Here is a 19,437-nt window from a genome sequence, read left to right as displayed (position 1 = left end):
GGGCGATATACTAAAGAATCGTTTTACCCTACTTCGGCATTCTTATTTTAATCCACTATAAAAGCAGATGACAACCCGCCCGCCGAGGGGTAACATTTGCGCTCCTTATACGTTCCTTACTCCGTATCATGACTGCTCCCAATCTTCTTGCTTCCGTCGATTTAGGCTCCAACAGTTTCCGGCTGCAAATCTGCGAAATTCACAACGGCCAGTTAAAAGTTATTGATTCGTTTAAACAAATGGTGCGCTTTGCCGCAGGTTTGGACAGCCAGAAAAATCTCGACGAAGCCTCGCAGGAAAGGGCGCTGGAATGCCTGGCCAAATTCGGCGAGCGCTTGCAGGGCTTCAAGCCCGAGCAGGTTCGGGCGGTGGCCACCAACACTTTCCGCGTGGCGAAAAATATCGCCCAATTCGTGCCCAAAGCCGAAGCCGCGCTGGGCTTTCCCATCGAAATCATCGCAGGCCGCGAAGAAGCGCGCCTGATTTACACCGGCGTGGTGCACACCCTGCCGCCCAACGGCGACAGAATGCTGGTTATCGACATCGGCGGCGGCTCCACCGAATTCGTTATCGGTTCCGATCTCAAGCCCACTTCCACCGAAAGCCTGCCGCTGGGCTGCGTAACCTACAGCATCCGTTTCTTTCAAAACAAAATCACCCAAAAAGATTTTCAGGCCGCCATTACCGCCGCGCGCAACGAAATCCAGCGCATCAGCAAACTGATGAAACGCAACGGCTGGGATTTCGCCGTGGGCACGTCCGGCTCGGCCAAATCCATCCGCGACGTGATCGCCGCCGAAAACCCGCAGGAACACGACATCACCTATGCCGGCATGAAAAAGCTCGCCGACAAAATCGTTGCCGCAGGCAGCGTGAAAAAAGCGCGCCTGGAAGGCATGAAGCCCGACCGCATCGAAGTGTTCGCAGGCGGCCTGGCCGTGATGATGGCCGCGTTTGAAGAGCTGGAAATCGAAAAAATGATGGTAACCGAGGCCGCCTTGCGCGACGGCGTGTTCTACGACCTGATCGGCCGCCAGCTCAACGAAGACATGCGCGACCAAACCACCGCCGAATTCCAAGAACGCTACCACGTGAGCAAAAACCAGGCCGCCCGCGTGGCTGCTGCCGCGCAGAAGTTTATGGAAAGCATAGGCCACGCCCAAAACATGCCCGTGCAGGAATTGGCCTATTGGCAGCAATACCTCAACTGGGCGGGGCTGTTGCATGAAATCGGCATCGACATCGCCCACACCGGCTACCACAAACATTCGGCCTATATTCTCGAAAATGCCGATATGCCCGGTTTTTCGCGCAAAGAGCAGAATATTTTGTCGCTGCTGGTGCTCGGCCACCGCGGCGACGTGCGCAAAATGACCGAGCTTGTCAACGGCAACCGCGCCATGTGGCCGGCCATACTTTCGCTGCGTTTGGCCGCCCTGTTCTGCCGCGCCCGCCTGCCGCTGGAGCTGCCGCCGTTTACCCAGCTGCGCAGCAGCGACGACGGCCGCGGCTTCGTGCTGCGCATCAGCCAAAGCTGGCTCGACGAACACCCGCTGGTGGCCGGCGCGCTCGAATACGAAAGCGAACAATGGCAGAAAGTGGATATGCCGTTTACCGTTCAGGCGCAGTGATGCCTGCCGTTTCGGCCGTCTGAAACACCCCGAACCTTTTCAGACGGCCTCCAACCCGCCCGCCTTTACGCCAACCGTTTAGGAAACCGCAATGGATCTGCACAATATCCGCGAAGATTACAGCAAGCAGGAACTCTCGGAAGCCGAATGCGACGATAACCCGATTGTCCAATTCGAGCGCTGGCTCAACGAAGCAATCCGCGCCGAAGCAAACGAACCCACCGCCATGAACGTTGCCACCGTCAATTCAGACGGCCGCCCCGAAGGCCGGCAGGTGCTGCTCAAAGAAGTCAACCGGCAGGGGTTTGTGTTTTTCACCAACTATAAAAGCCGCAAAGGCCGCGCATTGGCCGCTGTGCCGTTTGCCGCCCTCACCTTTTTCTGGCCCGAGCTGGAACGGCAGGTGCGTGTGGAAGGCAGGGTCGAAAAACTCGACGGCGCCGCGTCGGACGAATATTTCGAAAGCCGCCCCTACACCAGCCGCATCGGTGCCTGGGCGAGCGAGCAGAGCGAGGTGATTTCCGGCAAATCGGTGCTGGTTACACGCGCCGCCGCCGTCGGCCTGAAACACCCGCTGCACGTGCCGCGCCCGCCGCACTGGGGCGGTTACTTAATCGTGCCCGACCGCGTGGAATTCTGGCAGGGCCGCCCCAGCCGCCTGCACGACCGCATCCAATACCGTTTGGAAAACGGCGTTTGGCGCAAAGAAAGGCTGTCGCCGTAACTGCCGCACCGTTCGCAGCAAACACATCAGGCCGTCTGAAACCATCCGCCGCTTTTCAGACGGCCTCTCTTAACCGGATTGGTTTACAATAATGCTTATAGTGAATCCACTTACTCCGTTACGGCGTTGCTGCGCCTTGCCGTACTAGCTGTACTGTCTTCGGCTTACTGCCTTGTACCGAAGTAAGTGGATTCACTATATCCGCCATATCCGACATTCAGACTCACAGAGAAAAACCATGTTAGACATCCAACAACTCCGCAACAACACCGCCGCCGTGGCTGCACGCTTGGCCGCACGCGGCTACGAACTCGACACCGTGCGCTTCGAAGCGCTGGAAAACAAACGCAAGCAACTGCAAGTGCGCACCGAAGAGCTGCAAGCCGCACGCAACAGCGAGTCGAAAAAAATCGGCGCCTTGAAAGGCCAAGGCAAGCACGAAGAAGCGGAGCAAACGATGGCGCAGGTGGCGCAGATTAAAGCGGATTTGGAACAGGCAGCCGCCGACTACGAAGCCGTGCAGGCCGAGCTGGACGCATGGCTCGCCACCATTCCCAACCTGCCGCACGAAAGCGTGCCGGTGGGTGCCGACGAAACCGAAAACGTAGAAGTGCGCCGCCACGGCACACCGCGCACCTTTGACTTCGACATCAAAGACCACGTTGATTTGGGCGCGCCGTTGGGTTTGGATTTTGAAACCGGCGCACGGCTTTCCGGCGCCCGTTTTACCGTGATGAAAGGCCAAATCGCCCGCCTGCACCGCGCGCTGGCGCAGTTTATGCTCGACACCCACACCCTGCGGCACGGCTACACCGAACACTACACGCCCTATATTGTGAACGACGGCACCTTGTTCGGCACCGGCCAGCTGCCCAAATTCGGCGAAGACCTGTTCCACGTTACCCGCGGCGGCGACGAAACCAAGCTCACGCAATATCTGATTCCCACCGCCGAAGTAACCCTCACCAACACCGTGGCCGACACCATCGTGCCGTCTGAAAAACTGCCGCTGAAACTCACCGCCCATTCCCCCTGCTTCCGCTCCGAAGCCGGCGCCTACGGCAAAGACGTGCGCGGCCTGATCCGCCAGCACCAGTTCGACAAAGTGGAAATGGTGCAGATTACCCATCCCGAACAATCCTACGACGCGCTCGAAGAAATGGTGGGCCATGCCGAAAAAATCCTGCAGCTGCTCGAGCTGCCCTACCGCGTGATTGTGCTGTGCACCGGCGACATGGGCTTCGGCGCCGCCAAAACCTACGATTTGGAAGTGTGGGTGCCCGCGCAAAACACCTACCGCGAAATTTCGAGCTGTTCCAACTGCGAAGACTTCCAAGCCCGCCGCATGAAAGCGCGCTTTAAAGACGAAAACGGCAAAAACCGCCTGCTGCACACCCTCAACGGCTCCGGCCTCGCCGTCGGCCGCACGCTGGTGGCCGTGCTCGAAAACCACCAAAACGCCGACGGCAGCATCAACATTCCCGCCGCACTGCAACCCTATATGGGCGGCATTGCCAAGTTGGAAGCGGAATAAGCGGTGCAACGTTACCGCTGCCTGCTTTCCGCTTTAATCCCAATAATTTTAAAGAAGCCATTTTAGCTTCGCAGAAACTTGTTTCCTTTCGGAAACTGCGTTTTCAGACGGCCTACAACCTTTGCAAAAATATTTTCAGGCTGTCTGAAATGCTTAAACCCCGCCATTCCCGCGTAGGCGGGAATCCAGATGGAAATATTGAAGTATTGATTAAACAAATACTTAGATGCCAAGTGTCTGGATTCCCGCCTACGCGGGAATGACGGAAATCAGATTTTTTCAGATAGTAATTTGGATTTTGCAAAGGTCTCGGCCTGCCGCATCCCGAGGCCGTCTGAAACCCGGATACCGCCATGCCCAAAGCCACTTTCTATACCCACGTCGGCAACCTCGCCGCCTTTGTCTGCCGCCTGGCCGAGCGCGCCGTGAAAAGCGGCGGCAAAGTGCTGCTGTGGGCGGATTCGCCCGAAACGGCCGAGCGGCTGGACAGGCAATTGTGGCAGTTTGAGCCGGAAAGTTTCCTGCCCCACGAGCTGTGGGCGCACGGCCAAGCGTTTCCGCAAAACGTGCCGCTGGCGGTGGGCTGCGGCAGTGAGTTGCCCGACGTGCCCCCCGATACGGTGGTGTTGAACGCCTCTCCCGATTTTTGGTGCGACGCCCCTTCCCCGCCCGCCCGCGTGCTGGAAATCGTCGGCACCGGTTTGGAAGAGCTGGCCGACGCCCGCGAACGCTTCAAAGCCTACCGCAAACAAGGCTTTGAAATCGAGCATCATAATATGCAGGGCAAGGCGTAAATTCCGTCAATATATTCAAATCAATGGCTTAATAACAGCTCCGTCAAACCCGGGCCAAGCCCGGGTATGACGTATGTACTTTCTTCCGCAACGGCCTTTCTACCCCCAAAACCCAACCAACCCGAGACCTTTGCAAGTCGTTTAGGCCGTCTGAAATATTCAACCATCGTCATTCCCGCGCAGGCGGGAATCCAGCCCTAAAATCATCAAGTATTTTATTTCAATAGCTTACAAAAAAACGACTGGATTCCCGCCTGCGCGGGAATGACGAGACACAAACGTTTTCAAGTTTGAATTGTTTTTTTGCAAAGGCCCCAACCCACCTTTCTTCCTGATTCAGGTCAACAAACCCAAAACTATCGTTCATTAGTTAACAGATAGAATTGAGTATTTGCCTAAAAAGTATTAACATGACCTTGAAAGTAAATAAAAACCAATACCAATATTAAATCGTTTATCTTTGATATTCCGTCTTACCGCTTTCCGATTGTTTAACCATCAAAAAAGAAAGTAGGTTCCTTATGTCTGCTGTTCCGCTCTCTTCCCTAAGCAAAGGCACTTATGCCCACATCGATTCCATTCAGCCCCAAGCCGTGTTCGGCGAGTTGGACGAACTCGTCGGCCGCCGTTTGGCCGATTTGGGCTTTTCCAACGGTATGCCGCTGGTGGTGGTTGCCGTGGGGGCGCTCGGCAAAGGGCCGTTTGCCGTGCGTTTGGGCAACCAGTCGCAGTTCGCCCTACGCGCGCCCGAAGCGGCCAAAATCATGTGCCGCGTGGTAACCGAACATTTCTAAACTGCTTTCAGACGGCCTCAATTTCCCACAACCTTTCAGGCCGTCTGAAAAAGTGAAAACAATTCAAATAACCTGCAAGAGGATACGATATGCAAGCCGATGCCGTTTCTTTAAGCTATTTTGCGCTTTTGGGCGCGCCCAACTGCGGTAAAACCGTTTTATTCAACGGGTTGACCGGCTCCAATGCCAAAGTGGCCAACTATCCGGGCGTAACGGTTGATAAGCGCGAGGGCGTGTTTATCGACGATGCTTCCATCCACATCATCGACCTGCCCGGCACTTACAGCCTGCGCACCACCAGCCCCGACGAGGCGGTGGCGCGCGATATGGTGCTGGGCAAACTCGACCGGCAACCCGATGCGATTATCGCCGTGGCCGACGCCACCAACCTGCGTATGACCCTGCGCATGATGCTGGAGCTGAAAATGCTGGGGCTGCCGATGGCGGTGTCGCTCAACTTAAGCGATGTCGCCCGTTCGCGCGGCCTGCAAATCGACGCGGCCAAACTCAGTAAGCTGCTGGGCGTACCGGTGTTGGAAACCGTGGCGGTGAGCAAAGACGGCATCCGCGGCGTGCGCGAGGCGGTGGCGAAACTGCCGCGCCGCTTAAACACACCCGTTGATACGGCCACCGCCGAACGCCTGCTCAACAACCTCGACAGCAACGCGCTTTACGAGCAGGTGGAAGATATTCTGCGCCAAGTAGTGCGCACCGAAATGAAGCTGCCCGAATGGCACCGCCGCTTGGATTCGCTGGTGCTGCACCCTGTTTGGGGCTTTGCCATTCTGGCGGTGATTCTGTTGCTGGTATTCCAAGCCGTTTATTCGTGGTCGGCGCCGCTGATGGATGCCATCGAAGGCGGTTTCGGCGCATTGGGCGAGTGGGTAACAACCGTGATGCCGGCCGGCGTATTGCAGGATTTGATTGTGAACGGCGTGATTGCCGGCATGGGCAGCGTGCTGGTGTTTCTGCCGCAGATTACCATTCTGTTTGCGTTTATCCTGCTGCTCGAAGATTCGGGCTATCTGCCGCGCGCGGCTTTTCTGCTCGACAACCTTCTCTCGAAAAGCGGGCTTTCCGGCCGCTCTTTCATTCCGCTGCTTTCCGGCTTCGCCTGCGCCGTGCCTGCCGTGATGTCGGCCCGCACCATTCAAGACCCGCGCGAACGTTTGGTAACGATTCTGATTGCGCCCATGCTCACCTGTTCGGCACGGCTGCCGGTTTATGCGCTGATTATCGCCGCCGTGATTCCGCAGCAAACCGTGTGGGGCGTGTTTAACCTGCAAGGCTTAACCCTGTTTGCCCTGTATGCGGCAGGTATCGCTTCGGCGGCGCTGACGGCTTTCGTGATGAAACGCCTCGCCCGCAAACAATCGGGTATCCGCCAGTTTCCGCTGCTGATGGAGCTGCCCACTTTCCGTATGCCCAACTTCAAACACATCATCACCAGCCTGTGGGATCGTGTGAAAGCGTTTTTAAAACGCGCCGGCACGGTGATTTTTGCCTTAAGTGTGGTGTTGTGGGCACTGGTGAGCTTTCCCGCCCCGCCGGCAGGCGCAACGGGCGCGGCCATCGACTACAGTTTCGCCGGCACCATCGGCCATTTGATCGAGCCGCTGTTCGCGCCGCTGGGCTTCACTTGGCAGATGTGCATCGCCATGATTCCCGGCATCGCCGCCCGCGAAGTGGTGGTGGCCGCTTTGGGCACGGTTTATGCCGTGGGCGCCGGCTCGGAAGATGCGGTGCAAAACGCCCTGATTCCGATCGTGAGCAGCAACTGGGGCCTACCGACGGCGTTTGCCTTTTTGGCTTGGTATATCTATGCGCCGATGTGCCTGGCAACTTTGGCCGTTATCCGGCGCGAAACCAAATCGGCCCGCCACACTTGGGCAATCACCGCGTTTCTGTTTGTGCTGGCTTATCTGGCGGCTTTCTTGGTTTATCAAATCAGTTCGAGGATTTTGTGATGGAACAATATATTATCGTCGGCATCATTGTGGTTTTGTGCGTGCTGTATATGCTGCGCAAGTTTGTGTTCAAACCCAAAAACAGCAATTCCGCATGCGGCGGTTGCGACCGCTGCGGCGGCAGTAAGGGCGGCTGCCATTAGCGGCGGGTTCCGCCTGCATGGTGCCTTGCAAAAAGCCGCTTATCCACCCCCGTTATACTCGGGCTTGACCCGGGTATGAAGCACGCAATTTTTCTTAAGTTTATTGACTATCTAGCCAAAGACCTTTGCAAAAAAGCCTTGAGGCCGTCTGAAAACTTTTCAGACGGCCTCAAGGCTTTTTAATCGAATATCTGCCTATCAAACGATATTCAAGATTTAAACCGCTTCGCCTTGTATTGCGGCTTCATCAGGTTTTGCGGCGATAAAATATCGTCCAACTCTTCCGCGCTCAACAAACCTTTTTCCAGCACCACTTCGCGCACGCTCTTGCCGGTTTTGGCGCAGATTTTGCCCACCAAATCACCGTTGTGGTGGCCGATAAACGGGTTCAGATAAGTTACCAATCCAATCGAATTGAACACATATTGTTCGCACACTTCGCGGTTGGCGGTAATGCCTTCCACACATTTTTCGGCGAGGTTGGTGCAGGCGTTGCTCAAAAGCGAAATGCTTTCAAACAGGCATTGGCCGATTACGGGTTCCATCACGTTCAGCTGCAACTGCCCGGCTTCGGCGGCAAAGGTAACGGCGGTGTCGTTGCCGATCACTTTGAAACACACCTGATTGACCACTTCGGGAATCACGGGATTGACTTTGGCGGGCATAATCGAAGAGCCGGCCTGCATTTCGGGCAGGTTGATTTCGTTCAGCCCTGCGCGCGGGCCGGACGAGAGCAGGCGCAGGTCGTTGCAGATTTTCGAGAGCTTCACCGCCGTGCGCTTCAAGGCGCCGTGCACCATCACATAATCGCCGCAGTCTGAAGTGGCTTCGATCAGGTTGTGCGCCGGCGTGCAGGGCAGGCCGCTCACTTCGGCCAGTTTCGCCACCGCCAGATGGGCGTAGCCTTCGGGCGTGTTCACACCCGTTCCGATGGCGGTTGCGCCGAGGTTCACTTCCAATAGCAGGGCGGCGGTGCGCAGCAGGTTGCGCTCTTCTTCTTCGAGCAAAACGGCAAAGGCGGTAAATTCCTGCCCCAGCGTCATCGGCACCGCATCCTGCAACTGCGTGCGCCCCATTTTCAGAATATCTTGAAACTCAGCCGCTTTTTGCTCAAATGCCTGTTTCAGACGGCCTATTTTATCCAGCAGCGCGCCGATGCTGTTATATACGGCGATGCGCAAACCCGTAGGATACGCATCGTTGGTGGATTGGCTGGCGTTAACGTGGTCGTTGGGGTTGATGATGTCGTAGCGGCCTTTTTCGTAACCCAAAGCCTCCAGCGCCAGGTTGGCAATCACTTCGTTGGTGTTCATGTTTACCGAAGTGCCCGCCCCGCCCTGATACACGTCGGAAGGAAACTGGTCGAGGCAGCGGCCTTTTTCGAGCACCTCGTTGCAGGCGGCTTCGATGGCTTGGGCGGTTTCCATGGCAATCACGCCCAAATAGCCGTTGGCGCGGGCGGCGGCTTTTTTCACCATCACCATGCCGCGCACCAATTCGGGAATATCGGAAATCCTTTGGGTGGAAATATTGAAGTTTTCTTTCGCCCGCAAAGTGTGTATGCCCCAATACACTTCGTTCGGAATTTTGCGCTCGCCGAGCAGGTCGGTTTCAATGCGTTTTTTCATCTTTACATTCTCCGTTGTTTTTCAAAATTTACAGCCGTTTCCGGCCGCATGGCCGCTTTGTTTATTTTACCATTTTACGGGCATAAAAAGGCCGTCCGAACGGTTTCAGACGGCCTTTCCAATCCTATTTCAAACCCTTATGCCAGCAAACGCCACAGCATTCTGCCCGCAATCGCCAGCAGCAGCAGCCCGAACGCCAGCTTCAGCTTTTCGGGCGGCAGTTTGTGGGCGGTTTTCACGCCGATGGGCGCAAACACCACCGTTGCCACGCTCAGCACCACCACCGCCGGCAGATACCAAAACCCGAACGAGCCTTCGGGCAGGCCGCCCACATTCCAGCCCGAGTAAAGATAACCTGCCGCACCCGCCACCGCAATCGGCCACGCCAGCCCTGCCGATGTGCCCACGGCGCGGTGCACCGGCACGTTGCAATACATCAGAAACGGCACCGACAGCGAGCCGCCGCCTATACCCACCCAGCTCGACGCCATGCCGAACAGCGTGCCCACGCCGTTCAACCCCGCCAAACCGGGCAGCGAACGCGAAGGCTTGGGTTTGGCATCGGCCAGGGTTTTCAGCGCCACCAAAACGGTGAACACAATAAAGAAAACTTGCAAAGCCGTGTTGGAAATGTGTTTGGCCAGAAACGAACCGATCAGCACGCCGGCGATCATGCCCGGCACCATGCGCCGCACCACCTGCCAATCCACCGCGCCTTTCCGGTTTTGCGCCATCACGCTCGAAAACGTGGTGAACACCATAATCGCAAACGATGTGCCCACCGCCAAATGCTGCGCGTGCGGGATATTGTCCAAGCCCTGCATCTGCAACACCCACAATACCACCGGCACGATAATCATGCCGCCGCCCACGCCGAGCAGCCCCGCGATAAAGCCCGCAAACGCGCCCACCGCCAGCATAACCGACACCAACTGTATATCCAACATGGCTTGTTCTTCTTCTCAAATTTCCAAACGTTTTTCAGACGGCCTTTTTGCGCTTTTTCAACCACCGCCAAACAAACATCACATAGCCCGACAGGCTGTATCCCAAGAAAAACAGAAACAGCACCAGCGAAGGCTCCCATGCCGCCACCGCCAACACCAGCATAAACACAATCATCATGAAAAACGGCACTTTGCGGCGCACGTTGATTTCTTTGAAGCTCCAAAACGGAATCTGCACCACCATCGAAAGCCCCGCGAACAGCGTGATAATCAGGCACACCCACGCCACATGAGAAAACCGCTCGTAGCTGTGATTCACCCAGATCATGCCCACAATCAGCGCCGCCGCCGTCGGGCTGGGAATACCGATAAACCAGCGTTTGTCCACCTTGCCGATTAATGTGTTGAACAGCGCCAAACGCAGCGCGGCGCAGGCGCAATAGATAAACGCCACCGAATAGCCGATTTTGCCGAACTGCCACAGCTGCCATTTATAGGCGATTAGGGCGGGGGCGACGCCGAAGCTGACCATATCGGCCAAACTGTCGAGCTGCTCGCCGAAGGCGCTCTGGCTGTTGGTCCAGCGCGCCACCCGGCCGTCCATGCCGTCGAGCAGCATCGAAACAAACACGGCGATTGCCGCCGTTTCGTAACGCCCGTGCATGGCCTGCGTGATGGCGAAAAACGCGGCGAACAGCGCGGCGATGGTGAAAGAATTGGGCAGCAGGTAAATACTGTTCTGCCGCAGCAGCGCCCTGAAGCGCGGCGTGGGGTTTTGTGGTGTCGTCATCGTTTTTCCGTAACAGCCGTGCGGCCTGTTATGTGGTTTGTATGGATTATACCGCAAGCCCCGTGCGGTGTGTTTCAGACGGCCTTTGGCAGGCGGTGCGCGGTTTTTTATGCGGAATCTGCCCTATCGAACGCCGCAGGCCGAGCCTTTGCAAAAATTCTTTCAACAAGATTTCTTTCAATATGAAACTTTTGCAAAATTCGTTTAGGCCGTCTGAAAACCGGTTGCGGCACATCACCACCAGCCCTGTTGCGTGCCGCCTGCGCCCGGGTTTTGCTTTTCGCGTTCCTGCCTGCGGAAATCCCACGGCGCTTGGGCGTTTTTGCCGCGCCAAAGCCCCGCAGCCGACTGCCGGGCTTTGGCTTCAGCATAAGCATAGGCGGCATAATCGGCTTTGTTCTGCCTGCGTTTGGCAATCGACACATAATGCCACGCATGTCCCCGGCCGATCTGGCTCAGGTTCAAATCCCTGCCGTTGATGCTCACTTTGGCCACTTCGCGCTTGTAGCGGTCGGTTTCAAACACTTCCACACTCACGGTCTGCCCCAATGCCTCGGCGCTCAACGCCTGTTGCGCCGAACGGCCGTGCGCCTGCTGCAATTCGGGCGCGTCGATATAAGCCAGGCGGATTTTATGTTTGGCTCCGTGGCTGTCGGTAACGCGCAGCGTGTCGCCGTCGGCAACGGCGGTTACGCGGCCCGTGTATTGCTTGCCGGCGCGCACCTGCGACCAAATCCGGCCGGCCTGCTGCGCCGCCTTGCTGCCCTGCTCCAGCCACTGCGCCAACACGTCTGCCTGTGCGGGCGCGCTAAGCGGCAGCAGCGCAATCAAGATGGGTAATATGATGTTTTTCATGAATTTTCTACGGTTAAGTGGCGGATGCGCGGCGGATTAATTCGTTTACCAGCGCGGGCACGCCGTCTTTGGCTTTTTGCGCGATGATTTCCACCGCCCTGCCCGCCTGCTGCGGTTTGGGGTCAACCAGAAAACATTCGGCCTGCGGCGGAGCGAAATGCAGCAGCGAAGCGGCGGGATAAACTTGAAGCGACGTGCCCACCACCATCACGATGTCGGCATCGCGCATTTCTTCCACCGCCTGCGCAAACAGCGGTACTTCTTCGCCGAACCACACGATATGCGGCCTGAGCTGGCGGCCTTTGCCGTCGGTGTGGTTGAGGTTCAGGTCGCCCGTCCAATCTAAAATCTCGCGCCCGTCGGCACAGCTTCGCACTTTGTTCAGCTCGCCGTGCAGGTGCAGCACGCGGCGGCTGCCCGCGCGCTCGTGCAGGTTATCGACGTTTTGGGTGATAATTTGCACGCGGTAGTGCGCTTCCAGCCGCACCAGAGCCTGGTGGGCGGCATTAGGCTGCGCTTCGTTGGCCTGCCTGCGGCGCATATTGTAGAAATCGAGCACCAGCTGCGGGTTGCGCGCAAAGGCTTCGGGCGTGCACACATCGGTTACTTTATGCCCCTCCCACAAACCGCCGGCATCGCGGAACGTGTTCAGGCCGCTGTCGGCGCTGATGCCTGCGCCGGTTAAAACCACACATTTTTTCATCGGAATCCGCTCCTTTGTGCAGCGGCGGCAGGGCACGGAACCGCACCGCCGCTTTTCATGCAAAAACAGCAGGCCGTCTGAAAGGTTTTTCAGACGGCCTGTCCAACTGCCCGGCTTATTTGCCTTGCGCGGGCGCTTTTTCTACTTTCAACAGTTTCACGTCGAACACCAAAGTGGCGTTCGGGCCGATTTTGTCGCTCACGGCATTTTCGCCGTAGGCCAGCGCAGCGGGAATAAACAGGGTGTATTCGCCGCCTTCTTTCATCAGCTGGATGCCTTCCGTCCAACCTTTAATCACTTGGTTGAGCGGGAAGGTGGCGGTGCCGCCGTGCTGTTTGCTGCTGTCGAACACCGTGCCGTCGGTCAAGCGGCCTTCGTATTCAACGGTTACCACGTCGGTGGCTTTGGGTTGCGCGCCCGTGCCTTCGGTTTTCACTTTGTATTGCAGGCCGGATGCGGTGGTTTTCACGCCTTCTTTGGCACCGTTCTCTTTCAAAAACGCCTGGCCTTTTTCGAGGTTGGCTTTGGCATCTTCGGCCGCTTTGGCCTGCGCTTTCTGCTGCTGCTCGGCCATAAACGCCATCAGCACTTCCTGCGCCTGCTGGTCGTTCAGCTTGGGTTCTTTGCCGTCGAGCATGGTTTGCACGGCTTCGTTAAACACTTTCAGATCCACTTCGGTGCCCTGGTCTTTCATGCGCTTCAATGTTGCGCCGATATCCATACCCATGGCGTAGCTGGCACGCTGGGCGGGGCTGCTGAAATCGCCCGCCGCTGCTGCGGAAGCTGCCGAGGCGGGTTTTTCGCCGGATGCGGCACCGGCCGCGCTGCCGCCTTCCTGTTTGCAGGCGGCCAATGCCAATGCGGCGGTGGCGGCCAATACGGCGGTTTTAAGGGTTTTATTCATTATGTGCGTCCTGAGTAACATATTAACGGGAGCGTGAATTATAGCGGAGTTTGGGTTAAGTGGAATTAAGGCCGTCTGAAAAATATAGTGGATTAAATTTAAATTGAGACAAGACGGCGAGCCGCAGACAGTACAAATAGTACGGAACCGATTCTGTTGCCGCTTCAGCAGCTTACAAAATCGTTCTCTTTGAGCTAAGGCGAGCCAACGCGGTATCAGTTTGAATTTAATCCGCTATAACCAGTTTCAGACGGCCTTGTGTTAAGAAACGCACATTAACCTTTCTTCTCTTTTCAAACGGCCTGCTATACAATCCTAAGCCTTTCTTTATGCAGGCATTCAAAAATGCGCGAACCCAACCGCCGTGCGGCACCCATGCTGATTGTGGGCTGTGTGATTTTCGGCCTCGGCAGCCTGATTGTGAAATTCGTGCCGGTGGGCGCGTATGCCATCGCTTTTTGGCGTTTGGCGGTGGCGGCGGTGATTTTTTGGGCGTTGTCGCGCTTTTTCGGGCAGAAACTGCCGAAAAGCCGGCAGGCGCTGCGCTGCGCCCTGCTTTCGGGTGCGTTTCTCGGCTTCGACCTGGCTTTGTGGCACGAAAGCATTTACGCCGTCGGCCCCGGCATTTCCACCCTGCTCAACAGCCTGCAAATCTTTTTTCTTTCGGCCATCGGCTTTTTCTTTTTCGGCGAGCGTTTGGGCAAAATGCAACTGCTGAGCCTGGTGATGGCGGTGGCCGGCGTGGCGCTGATTGCCAGCCCCGAATTCGGCAACAACCAAAACGCGGGCTGGGGGTTTGCCAGCGGGATTGTGTCGGGCGCGATGCTGGCGTTGTCGATGGTGTTCGTGCGCAAAACCCATCAGGCCGAAGCCACGGCGCTGTTTCCGATGATGCTGCTGGTGAGCTTGGGCGGCATGGTTGCGCTGGTGCTGCCCATGCTGCTGCTCGATTCGGGCAACCTCTATCCGACCACCCTGCGCGATGCCGGCCTGATTCTGGTTTACGGCGCGGTGATGCAGTGTTTCGCGTGGGGGCTGATTGCCTATGCGATTCCGCTGCTTTCCCTGTCGTTAACCGGCCTCTTGCTGCTGAGCGAACCGGTGGCGGCCCTGGTTATCGACTATTTTTGGCTCGACAAACCCATCAACGGCCTGCAATGGGGCGGTGCGCTCTTAACGCTGGCGGCGATTTACCTAGGGTCTGTTGACAATTGACCAACGCAGCGGTTTTTTGAGGCAAAAACCGCGTATGCAAGGCAAAAAGCGCAGCAAGGTTGAACACCTTGCGAGCATTTTTAACGCCGCAGACGCGCGATTTTGACCAAAAATACCGCCGTTGCGTCATGTCAACAGACCCTAGGTTCGCAGTCTGAAAACCACCATGCGTAAGGGCGGCGAATCGTGTAAAATAACCGCATTTGCAACCTTTATCCGGCCGCTTTAACCATGAACCTGTTTGCCAACGCCCTCGCCGCCGCGCTCGGCCGCTGCATCGTTTCCAAAGCCGTGAGCGAAGGCGGCGCGCCTATCGGCTTTATGTACCGCGAAGAGCCGGTGTTCGAGCAAGACAGCGGCTGGCGTTTTTTCAGCGGCGACGAAACCGACGAATTTGCCGCAAACCCCGAAAATTTCGGCGTGTACGACATCGGCGGCATCACCCGCAACCACCCCGCCGTATCCGAATGGCTGAGCCAACCCGCCGGCACGGCGTGGGAGCTTGACGAAAACGGCGTGTTCCAACCCGCAGCCGATTGGCAGCCGCAAGATTAGTTTCAAAATTAGTTTTCAGACGGCCTGAAGCTATTTTCTCTATCGTTTACCACTCAAACACGGAAAACCCTATGAACACCATCCAGCCCGACCACGACGGCACCAACCTGCGCATCGGTATCGTACAAGCCCGTTTCAGCAACGAAATCGGCAGCGCCATGCTCAAAGTGTGCACCGACAAACTGGCCGCCCTCGGCGTCCACACCGACGACATCACCGTCGCCACCGTTCCCGGCGCGCTCGAAGTGCCGCTGGTGCTGCAAAACATGGCTGCCACCCAACAATATGACGCGCTGATTGCCATCGGCGCCGTTATCCGCGGCGAAACCTACCATTTCGAGCTGGTGGCCAACGAATCCGGCGCCGGCGTTACCCGGGTGGGTTTGGACTACAACATCCCCATCGCCAACGCCATCCTCACCACCGAAAACGACGAACAGGCGCACGCGCGCATCGAAGAAAAAGCCGCCGACGCCGCCATCGTGGCCGTGGAATGCGCCAACCTCGTGAACCTGCTGTTGGAAGAGCAGCTCGACGACGAAGCCTGATATTGTTCAAATATTATTTCAGACGGCCTGATTGCACCGCTTGCCCGAATGCATCAGGCCGTCTGAAACCCTACTGCAAAACGCAAGGAAACACCATGAAAACACCCCGCCGCCGTGCCCGCGAATTTACCGTGCAGGCACTTTACCAATCGGCGCTCACCGACGCCCCCGCCGCCGAAACCGCCAAAAACATCCGCGAAAGCAGCGATTTCAAAAAAGCCGACGGCGAATTGTTTACCGCACTCTTTTTCGGCGCACACGCCAACCGGCGCGAATATATGCAGCAAATCCGCCCCCTGCTCGACCGCGACGAAAACGACCTCAGCCCCATCGAACGCGCCGTGCTGCTGATGGCCTGCCACGAGCTTGCCGCCATGCCCGAAACGCCCTACCCCGTGATTATCAACGAAGCCATCGAGGTAACCAAAACCTTCGGCGGCACCGACGGCCACAAGTTTGTCAACGGCATTCTCGACAAACTCGCCGCACAGTTGCGCCCGAACGATCCCAAACGCGGCTGACACAACCGTTCCGTCATACCCAAGCTTGGCCCGGGTATGACGGAATACAAAACCTGATACCTTTGCAAAATAGCTTAAGGCCGTCTGAAAACCCAAACGCCGTCATACTCGGGCTTGACCCGAGTACCTACTATTTCTTTCCAAACGATAAGATGCTCGGGTCAAGCCCGAGCATGACGCAGAAATTTTAAAATACCAACAAATTTTGCAAAGGTCTCAACCCGAAACAAACTTGAGGCCGTCTGAAACTTTTCAGACGGCCTCAAGTTTATTCAAACAGGCTTACTGCAAAACCGCTTTCACAGTATTGACCACGTTATCCACGGTAAAGCCGAATTCTTGGAACAGCTGCTCGGCGGGGGCGGATTCGCCGAAGCAGTCGAGGCCGACCACGGCGCCGTTCAAGCCCGTATATTTATACCAGCCGCCGGTAACGCCCGCTTCCACGGCGATGCGCGGCAGGCCGGCCGGCAGCACGCTGTTGCGGTAGGCTTCGTCTTGCTTGTCGAACACGTTGGTCGAAGGCATGGACACCACATTCACAAACACGCCCTGCTCGGCCAGCACGGTTTGCGCGTTCAACGCCAGCTCGACTTCGGAGCCTGTTGCGATAACCACCGCCTGCGCCGCGCCTTCTCTGGCTTCGCTGATCACATAACCGCCGCGCTTGATGTTGCCCAACTGCTCGTCGCTGCGCGGGATGAACGGCAGGTTTTGGCGGCTGAAAATCAGGCTGCTGGGGTGGTCTGCGGCTTTGGCTGCCTCGGCCCACGCCACCAGGCTCTCGGCGGTGTCGCAGGGGCGCCATACGGCCATATTGGGAATCAGGCGCAGGGTGGCGGTTTGCTCTACGGGCTGGTGGGTGGGGCCGTCTTCACCCAAACCGATGGAGTCGTGGGTAAACACGAAAATCGGGTTGATTTTCATCAGCGAGGCCATGCGTAGGGCATTGCGGGCGTATTCGCTGAACATCAGGAAGGTGGCGCCGAAGGGTTTCACGCCGCCGTGCAGCGCCATGCCGTTCATGATGGCGGCCATGCCGAATTCGCGCACGCCGTAGTGGATGTAGTTGCCGCCTTTTTCGCGCGTAACCGATACGCTGTTTGACCAGTCGGTGAGGTTGGACGGGGTTAAATCCGCCGAGCCGCCCACCAGCTCGGGCAGCACTTTGGCCAGAATTTCGATGCTGTTTTGGCTGGCTTTGCGGGTGGCGATTTTTTCGGCCTTGTCGCACACTTCTTTCAAGGCCGTCTGAACGTAAGCATCGAAACCGGCGGGCAGTTCATGGTTCATGCGGCGCACGAATTCGGCGGCTTTTTCGGGAAACTTGGCCTGATATTCGGCAAACAGCGCGTTCCAGCCGTTTTCCAGCTCCACACCTTTTTCTTTGGCGTTCCAGCCGTCGTACACTTCCTGCGGGATTTCAAACGCGCCGTAATGCCAGCCCAAATGTTTGCGGGTGGCTTCGATTTCTTCCGCGCCCAGCGGTGCGCCGTGGGTTTTGTGGCTGCCTTCTTTGGTGGCCGCGCCTTTGCCGATAAGGGTTTTGCAGCAGATGATGGAGGGTTTGCCGGTTTCGGCCTTGGCTTGCGCAATGGCGGCTTCAAGGGCGGCGGTGTCGTGGCCGTTAACGTTCGGCACCACGTGCCAGCCGTAGCTTTCGAAGCGTTGCGGAATGTTTTCGGTAAACCAGCCGTCCACTTTGCCGTCGATGGAGATGTTGTTGTCGTCGTACAAAACAATCAGCTTGCCCAAGCCCAGTGTGCCGGCCAGTGAGCAGGCTTCGTGCGACACGCCTTCCATCAGGCAGCCGTCGCCCAAAAACACATAGGTGTGGTGGTCAACAATGTTCAGGCCGTCTTGGTTGAATTCGGCCGCCAGGATTTTTTCGGCCAGCGCCATGCCCACGGCGTTGGCGATGCCCTGACCCAGCGGGCCGGTGGTGGTTTCCACGCCGTCGGTGTAGCCGTATTCGGGGTGGCCGGGGGTTTTGCTGTGCAGCTGGCGGAAGTTTTTCAGGTCGTCAATCGAAACGTTGTAGCCCGTGAGATGCAGCAGGCTGTAAAGAATCATCGAAGCGTGGCCGTTGGATAAAACGAAACGGTCGCGGTTGTAAAATTTGGGGTTGGCGGGGTTGTGGTTTAAGAATTTCGTCCACAAAACTTCGGCCATTTCGGCCATGCCCATCGGCGCACCGGGGTGGCCGGAATTGGCTTTCTGCACCGCGTCGGCAGATAAAAAACGGATGGCGTTTGCCAGTTGTGAAGCCATTTGGATACCTTTTCTGATGTGGGGTAAAAACGGCTTCGATTATCGCCTGATTCGCGGGGGCTTTCAAGGTGGGTACTATAGTGAATCCACACTTCGGTACAAGGCAGCAAGCCGCAGACAGTACAGATAGTACGGAACCGATTCTGTTGCCGCTTTAGCGGCTTACAAAATCGTTCTCTTTGAGCTAAGGCGCAGCAACGCCGTAACGAAGTAAGTGGATTCACTATAGCGGGAAACGGAAGCGGCTGCTCAAGCCACAGTAAATTCGGCCTGCACCAGCCCGCCCAAATCCAGCTTTGCCTTGTCGCCGGAATGCAGTTCGCCCACGCCTGCGGGCGTGCCGGTAAACACCAGATCGCCGGCCTTCAGGCCGTAGGTGGCGGCCAGCTCCTGCAAAACCGCGGCAATCGGGTAAATCATCAATGCGGTTTGCCCCTGCTGGCGGCGCACGCCGTTGATGTCCAGCGTGAATGTGCAGTCTTGCGGGTTGGCCAGCCGGCCGGCCGCCGCAAAATCCGACACGCACGCCGCGCCCCGGAAGCCTTTGGCTTTCGTCCACGGCAGCCCTTTTTCTTTCAAACGGTTCTGGATGTCGCGGGCGGTTAAATCCAGGCCGACACCGTAGCCTGCCACGATGTTGTCCAAGCCGCCGTCGGGGCCGTCTGAATCTTTTCCGATCAGCAACACCAGTTCGCATTCGTAATGCACCGAAGCGCTGTATGCGGGCAGCCTGACGGTGCCGCCGCTGCGCAGAATGCTGTTGTTCGGTTTCATAAACACCACCGGCTCGGCCGGGGTTTCGTTTTTCAGTTCGGCGATATGGTCAACATAATTGCGGCCGATGCAGTAGATGTTGTTCACACGCACGGCTTGGTTTTCCAAATAAATCTGCGTCATGGCGGTTTCCTTGTGG

The 19,437-nt window shown here is 57.0% G+C and carries 19 protein-coding genes; 11 read left to right on the top strand and 8 right to left on the bottom strand.

Annotated features, from left to right (window positions below; translation table 11 throughout):
* Nucleotides 1-128: 128 nt before the first annotated feature.
* From ppx to H3L92_RS02845, 7 genes are all read left to right on the top strand, one after another.
* Nucleotides 129-1,631, top strand: a complete 1,503-nt coding sequence (gene ppx / locus H3L92_RS02875) for an exopolyphosphatase (RefSeq protein ID WP_372338523.1) — start codon at nt 129-131, stop codon at nt 1,629-1,631.
* Nucleotides 1,632-1,722: 91 nt separating this feature from the next.
* Complete coding sequence (gene pdxH / locus H3L92_RS02870; protein ID WP_085366380.1) at nt 1,723-2,355, top strand: pyridoxamine 5'-phosphate oxidase; 633 nt, start codon at nt 1,723-1,725, stop codon at nt 2,353-2,355.
* Nucleotides 2,356-2,593: 238 nt separating this feature from the next.
* Nucleotides 2,594-3,889: a serine--tRNA ligase gene (gene serS, locus H3L92_RS02865; protein ID WP_085366382.1), complete on the top strand. Its 1,296-nt coding sequence runs from the start codon at nt 2,594-2,596 to the stop codon at nt 3,887-3,889.
* A gap of 353 nt (nt 3,890-4,242) precedes the next feature.
* Complete coding sequence (locus tag H3L92_RS02860; RefSeq protein ID WP_115336288.1) at nt 4,243-4,683, top strand: DNA polymerase III subunit chi; 441 nt, start codon at nt 4,243-4,245, stop codon at nt 4,681-4,683.
* A gap of 521 nt (nt 4,684-5,204) precedes the next feature.
* The gene (locus tag H3L92_RS02855; protein ID WP_085366915.1) at nt 5,205-5,477 is read left to right on the top strand and encodes a FeoA family protein; all 273 of its coding nucleotides are present in this window, start codon (nt 5,205-5,207) and stop codon (nt 5,475-5,477) included.
* A gap of 89 nt (nt 5,478-5,566) precedes the next feature.
* Nucleotides 5,567-7,444, top strand: a complete 1,878-nt coding sequence (feoB, locus tag H3L92_RS02850) for a ferrous iron transport protein B (protein ID WP_085366914.1) — start codon at nt 5,567-5,569, stop codon at nt 7,442-7,444.
* Nucleotides 7,444-7,587 (top strand): FeoB-associated Cys-rich membrane protein, encoded by a 144-nt coding sequence (locus H3L92_RS02845; protein WP_085366913.1) that lies wholly within the window; start codon nt 7,444-7,446, stop codon nt 7,585-7,587. Before feoB ends, H3L92_RS02845 begins: the two co-directional genes overlap by 1 nt.
* A gap of 209 nt (nt 7,588-7,796) precedes the next feature.
* Here H3L92_RS02845 and aspA read toward each other — a convergent pair whose 3' ends face one another.
* The 6 genes from aspA to bamJ all read right to left on the bottom strand — a co-directional run bounded on the left by aspA (nt 7,797) and on the right by bamJ (nt 13,414).
* Entirely contained in the window at nt 7,797-9,215 is a 1,419-nt protein-coding gene (gene aspA, locus H3L92_RS02840) for an aspartate ammonia-lyase (RefSeq protein ID WP_085366912.1), read from the bottom strand.
* 137 nt (nt 9,216-9,352) lie between these two features.
* On the bottom strand, nt 9,353-10,162 hold the full coding sequence (locus tag H3L92_RS02835; protein WP_085366911.1) for a sulfite exporter TauE/SafE family protein: 810 nt from the start codon (nt 10,160-10,162) through the stop codon (nt 9,353-9,355).
* 34 nt (nt 10,163-10,196) lie between these two features.
* Nucleotides 10,197-10,952, bottom strand: coding sequence for a CDP-diacylglycerol--serine O-phosphatidyltransferase (gene pssA / locus H3L92_RS02830; protein ID WP_085366910.1), 756 nt, complete (start codon nt 10,950-10,952; stop codon nt 10,197-10,199).
* 234 nt (nt 10,953-11,186) lie between these two features.
* Nucleotides 11,187-11,807 (bottom strand): thermonuclease family protein, encoded by a 621-nt coding sequence (locus H3L92_RS02825; protein WP_085366908.1) that lies wholly within the window; start codon nt 11,805-11,807, stop codon nt 11,187-11,189.
* Between the two features lie 13 nt (nt 11,808-11,820).
* Nucleotides 11,821-12,510 (bottom strand): Sir2 family NAD-dependent protein deacetylase, encoded by a 690-nt coding sequence (locus tag H3L92_RS02820; protein WP_085366907.1) that lies wholly within the window; start codon nt 12,508-12,510, stop codon nt 11,821-11,823.
* Nucleotides 12,511-12,625: 115 nt separating this feature from the next.
* On the bottom strand, nt 12,626-13,414 hold the full coding sequence (gene bamJ, locus H3L92_RS02815) for a BamJ family beta-barrel-assembly machinery protein (RefSeq protein WP_085366906.1): 789 nt from the start codon (nt 13,412-13,414) through the stop codon (nt 12,626-12,628).
* Nucleotides 13,415-13,759: 345 nt separating this feature from the next.
* On the opposite strand from bamJ, the gene H3L92_RS02810 reads away from it, so the two are divergent.
* The 4 genes from H3L92_RS02810 (at nt 13,760) to nusB (ending at nt 16,253) form a co-directional block, all read left to right on the top strand.
* A complete protein-coding gene (locus H3L92_RS02810) occupies nt 13,760-14,629 on the top strand; it encodes a DMT family transporter (protein WP_085366905.1) in 870 nt (289 codons plus the stop codon).
* Between the two features lie 231 nt (nt 14,630-14,860).
* Nucleotides 14,861-15,184, top strand: a complete 324-nt coding sequence (locus tag H3L92_RS02805; RefSeq protein WP_085366904.1) for a DUF2185 domain-containing protein — start codon at nt 14,861-14,863, stop codon at nt 15,182-15,184.
* A gap of 71 nt (nt 15,185-15,255) precedes the next feature.
* On the top strand, nt 15,256-15,732 hold the full coding sequence (gene ribH, locus H3L92_RS02800; protein ID WP_085366903.1) for a 6,7-dimethyl-8-ribityllumazine synthase: 477 nt from the start codon (nt 15,256-15,258) through the stop codon (nt 15,730-15,732).
* Between the two features lie 95 nt (nt 15,733-15,827).
* Entirely contained in the window at nt 15,828-16,253 is a 426-nt protein-coding gene (nusB, locus tag H3L92_RS02795; protein WP_085366902.1) for a transcription antitermination factor NusB, read from the top strand.
* A 282-nt stretch (nt 16,254-16,535) separates the two neighbouring features.
* Here nusB and tkt read toward each other — a convergent pair whose 3' ends face one another.
* Together tkt and H3L92_RS02785 are read right to left on the bottom strand one after the other, a co-directional pair.
* Nucleotides 16,536-18,524 (bottom strand): transketolase, encoded by a 1,989-nt coding sequence (gene tkt / locus H3L92_RS02790; RefSeq protein WP_115336287.1) that lies wholly within the window; start codon nt 18,522-18,524, stop codon nt 16,536-16,538.
* Between the two features lie 249 nt (nt 18,525-18,773).
* Entirely contained in the window at nt 18,774-19,421 is a 648-nt protein-coding gene (locus H3L92_RS02785; protein ID WP_085366900.1) for a fumarylacetoacetate hydrolase family protein, read from the bottom strand.
* Nucleotides 19,422-19,437: the final 16 nt, after the last annotated feature.

Source organism: Neisseria dentiae (assembly GCF_014055005.1).
Lineage (GTDB): Bacteria > Pseudomonadota > Gammaproteobacteria > Burkholderiales > Neisseriaceae > Neisseria > Neisseria dentiae.
The sequence above is the reverse complement of the archived record's forward strand: the minus strand, read 5'-3'. Positions and strand labels throughout refer to the sequence as shown.

Excerpts from the sequence above, each read along its gene's own strand:
- H3L92_RS02860 (WP_115336288.1), top strand. The coding sequence starts at position 4,243 with ATGCCCAAAGCCACTTTCTATACCCACGTCGGCAACCTCGCCGCCTTT.
- H3L92_RS02810 (WP_085366905.1), top strand. The coding sequence starts at position 13,760 with ATGCGCGAACCCAACCGCCGTGCGGCACCCATGCTGATTGTGGGCTGT.
- pssA (WP_085366910.1), bottom strand. The coding sequence starts at position 10,952 with ATGACGACACCACAAAACCCCACGCCGCGCTTCAGGGCGCTGCTGCGG.
- tkt (WP_115336287.1), bottom strand. The coding sequence starts at position 18,524 with ATGGCTTCACAACTGGCAAACGCCATCCGTTTTTTATCTGCCGACGCG.
- ppx (WP_372338523.1), top strand. The coding sequence starts at position 129 with ATGACTGCTCCCAATCTTCTTGCTTCCGTCGATTTAGGCTCCAACAGT.
- H3L92_RS02785 (WP_085366900.1), bottom strand. The coding sequence starts at position 19,421 with ATGACGCAGATTTATTTGGAAAACCAAGCCGTGCGTGTGAACAACATC.
- H3L92_RS02855 (WP_085366915.1), top strand. The coding sequence starts at position 5,205 with ATGTCTGCTGTTCCGCTCTCTTCCCTAAGCAAAGGCACTTATGCCCAC.
- serS (WP_085366382.1), top strand. The coding sequence starts at position 2,594 with ATGTTAGACATCCAACAACTCCGCAACAACACCGCCGCCGTGGCTGCA.
- bamJ (WP_085366906.1), bottom strand. The coding sequence starts at position 13,414 with ATGAATAAAACCCTTAAAACCGCCGTATTGGCCGCCACCGCCGCATTG.
- H3L92_RS02805 (WP_085366904.1), top strand. The coding sequence starts at position 14,861 with ATGAACCTGTTTGCCAACGCCCTCGCCGCCGCGCTCGGCCGCTGCATC.
- ribH (WP_085366903.1), top strand. The coding sequence starts at position 15,256 with ATGAACACCATCCAGCCCGACCACGACGGCACCAACCTGCGCATCGGT.
- H3L92_RS02835 (WP_085366911.1), bottom strand. The coding sequence starts at position 10,162 with ATGTTGGATATACAGTTGGTGTCGGTTATGCTGGCGGTGGGCGCGTTT.
- pdxH (WP_085366380.1), top strand. The coding sequence starts at position 1,723 with ATGGATCTGCACAATATCCGCGAAGATTACAGCAAGCAGGAACTCTCG.
- feoB (WP_085366914.1), top strand. The coding sequence starts at position 5,567 with ATGCAAGCCGATGCCGTTTCTTTAAGCTATTTTGCGCTTTTGGGCGCG.
- H3L92_RS02825 (WP_085366908.1), bottom strand. The coding sequence starts at position 11,807 with ATGAAAAACATCATATTACCCATCTTGATTGCGCTGCTGCCGCTTAGC.
- nusB (WP_085366902.1), top strand. The coding sequence starts at position 15,828 with ATGAAAACACCCCGCCGCCGTGCCCGCGAATTTACCGTGCAGGCACTT.
- H3L92_RS02845 (WP_085366913.1), top strand. The coding sequence starts at position 7,444 with ATGGAACAATATATTATCGTCGGCATCATTGTGGTTTTGTGCGTGCTG.
- H3L92_RS02820 (WP_085366907.1), bottom strand. The coding sequence starts at position 12,510 with ATGAAAAAATGTGTGGTTTTAACCGGCGCAGGCATCAGCGCCGACAGC.
- aspA (WP_085366912.1), bottom strand. The coding sequence starts at position 9,215 with ATGAAAAAACGCATTGAAACCGACCTGCTCGGCGAGCGCAAAATTCCG.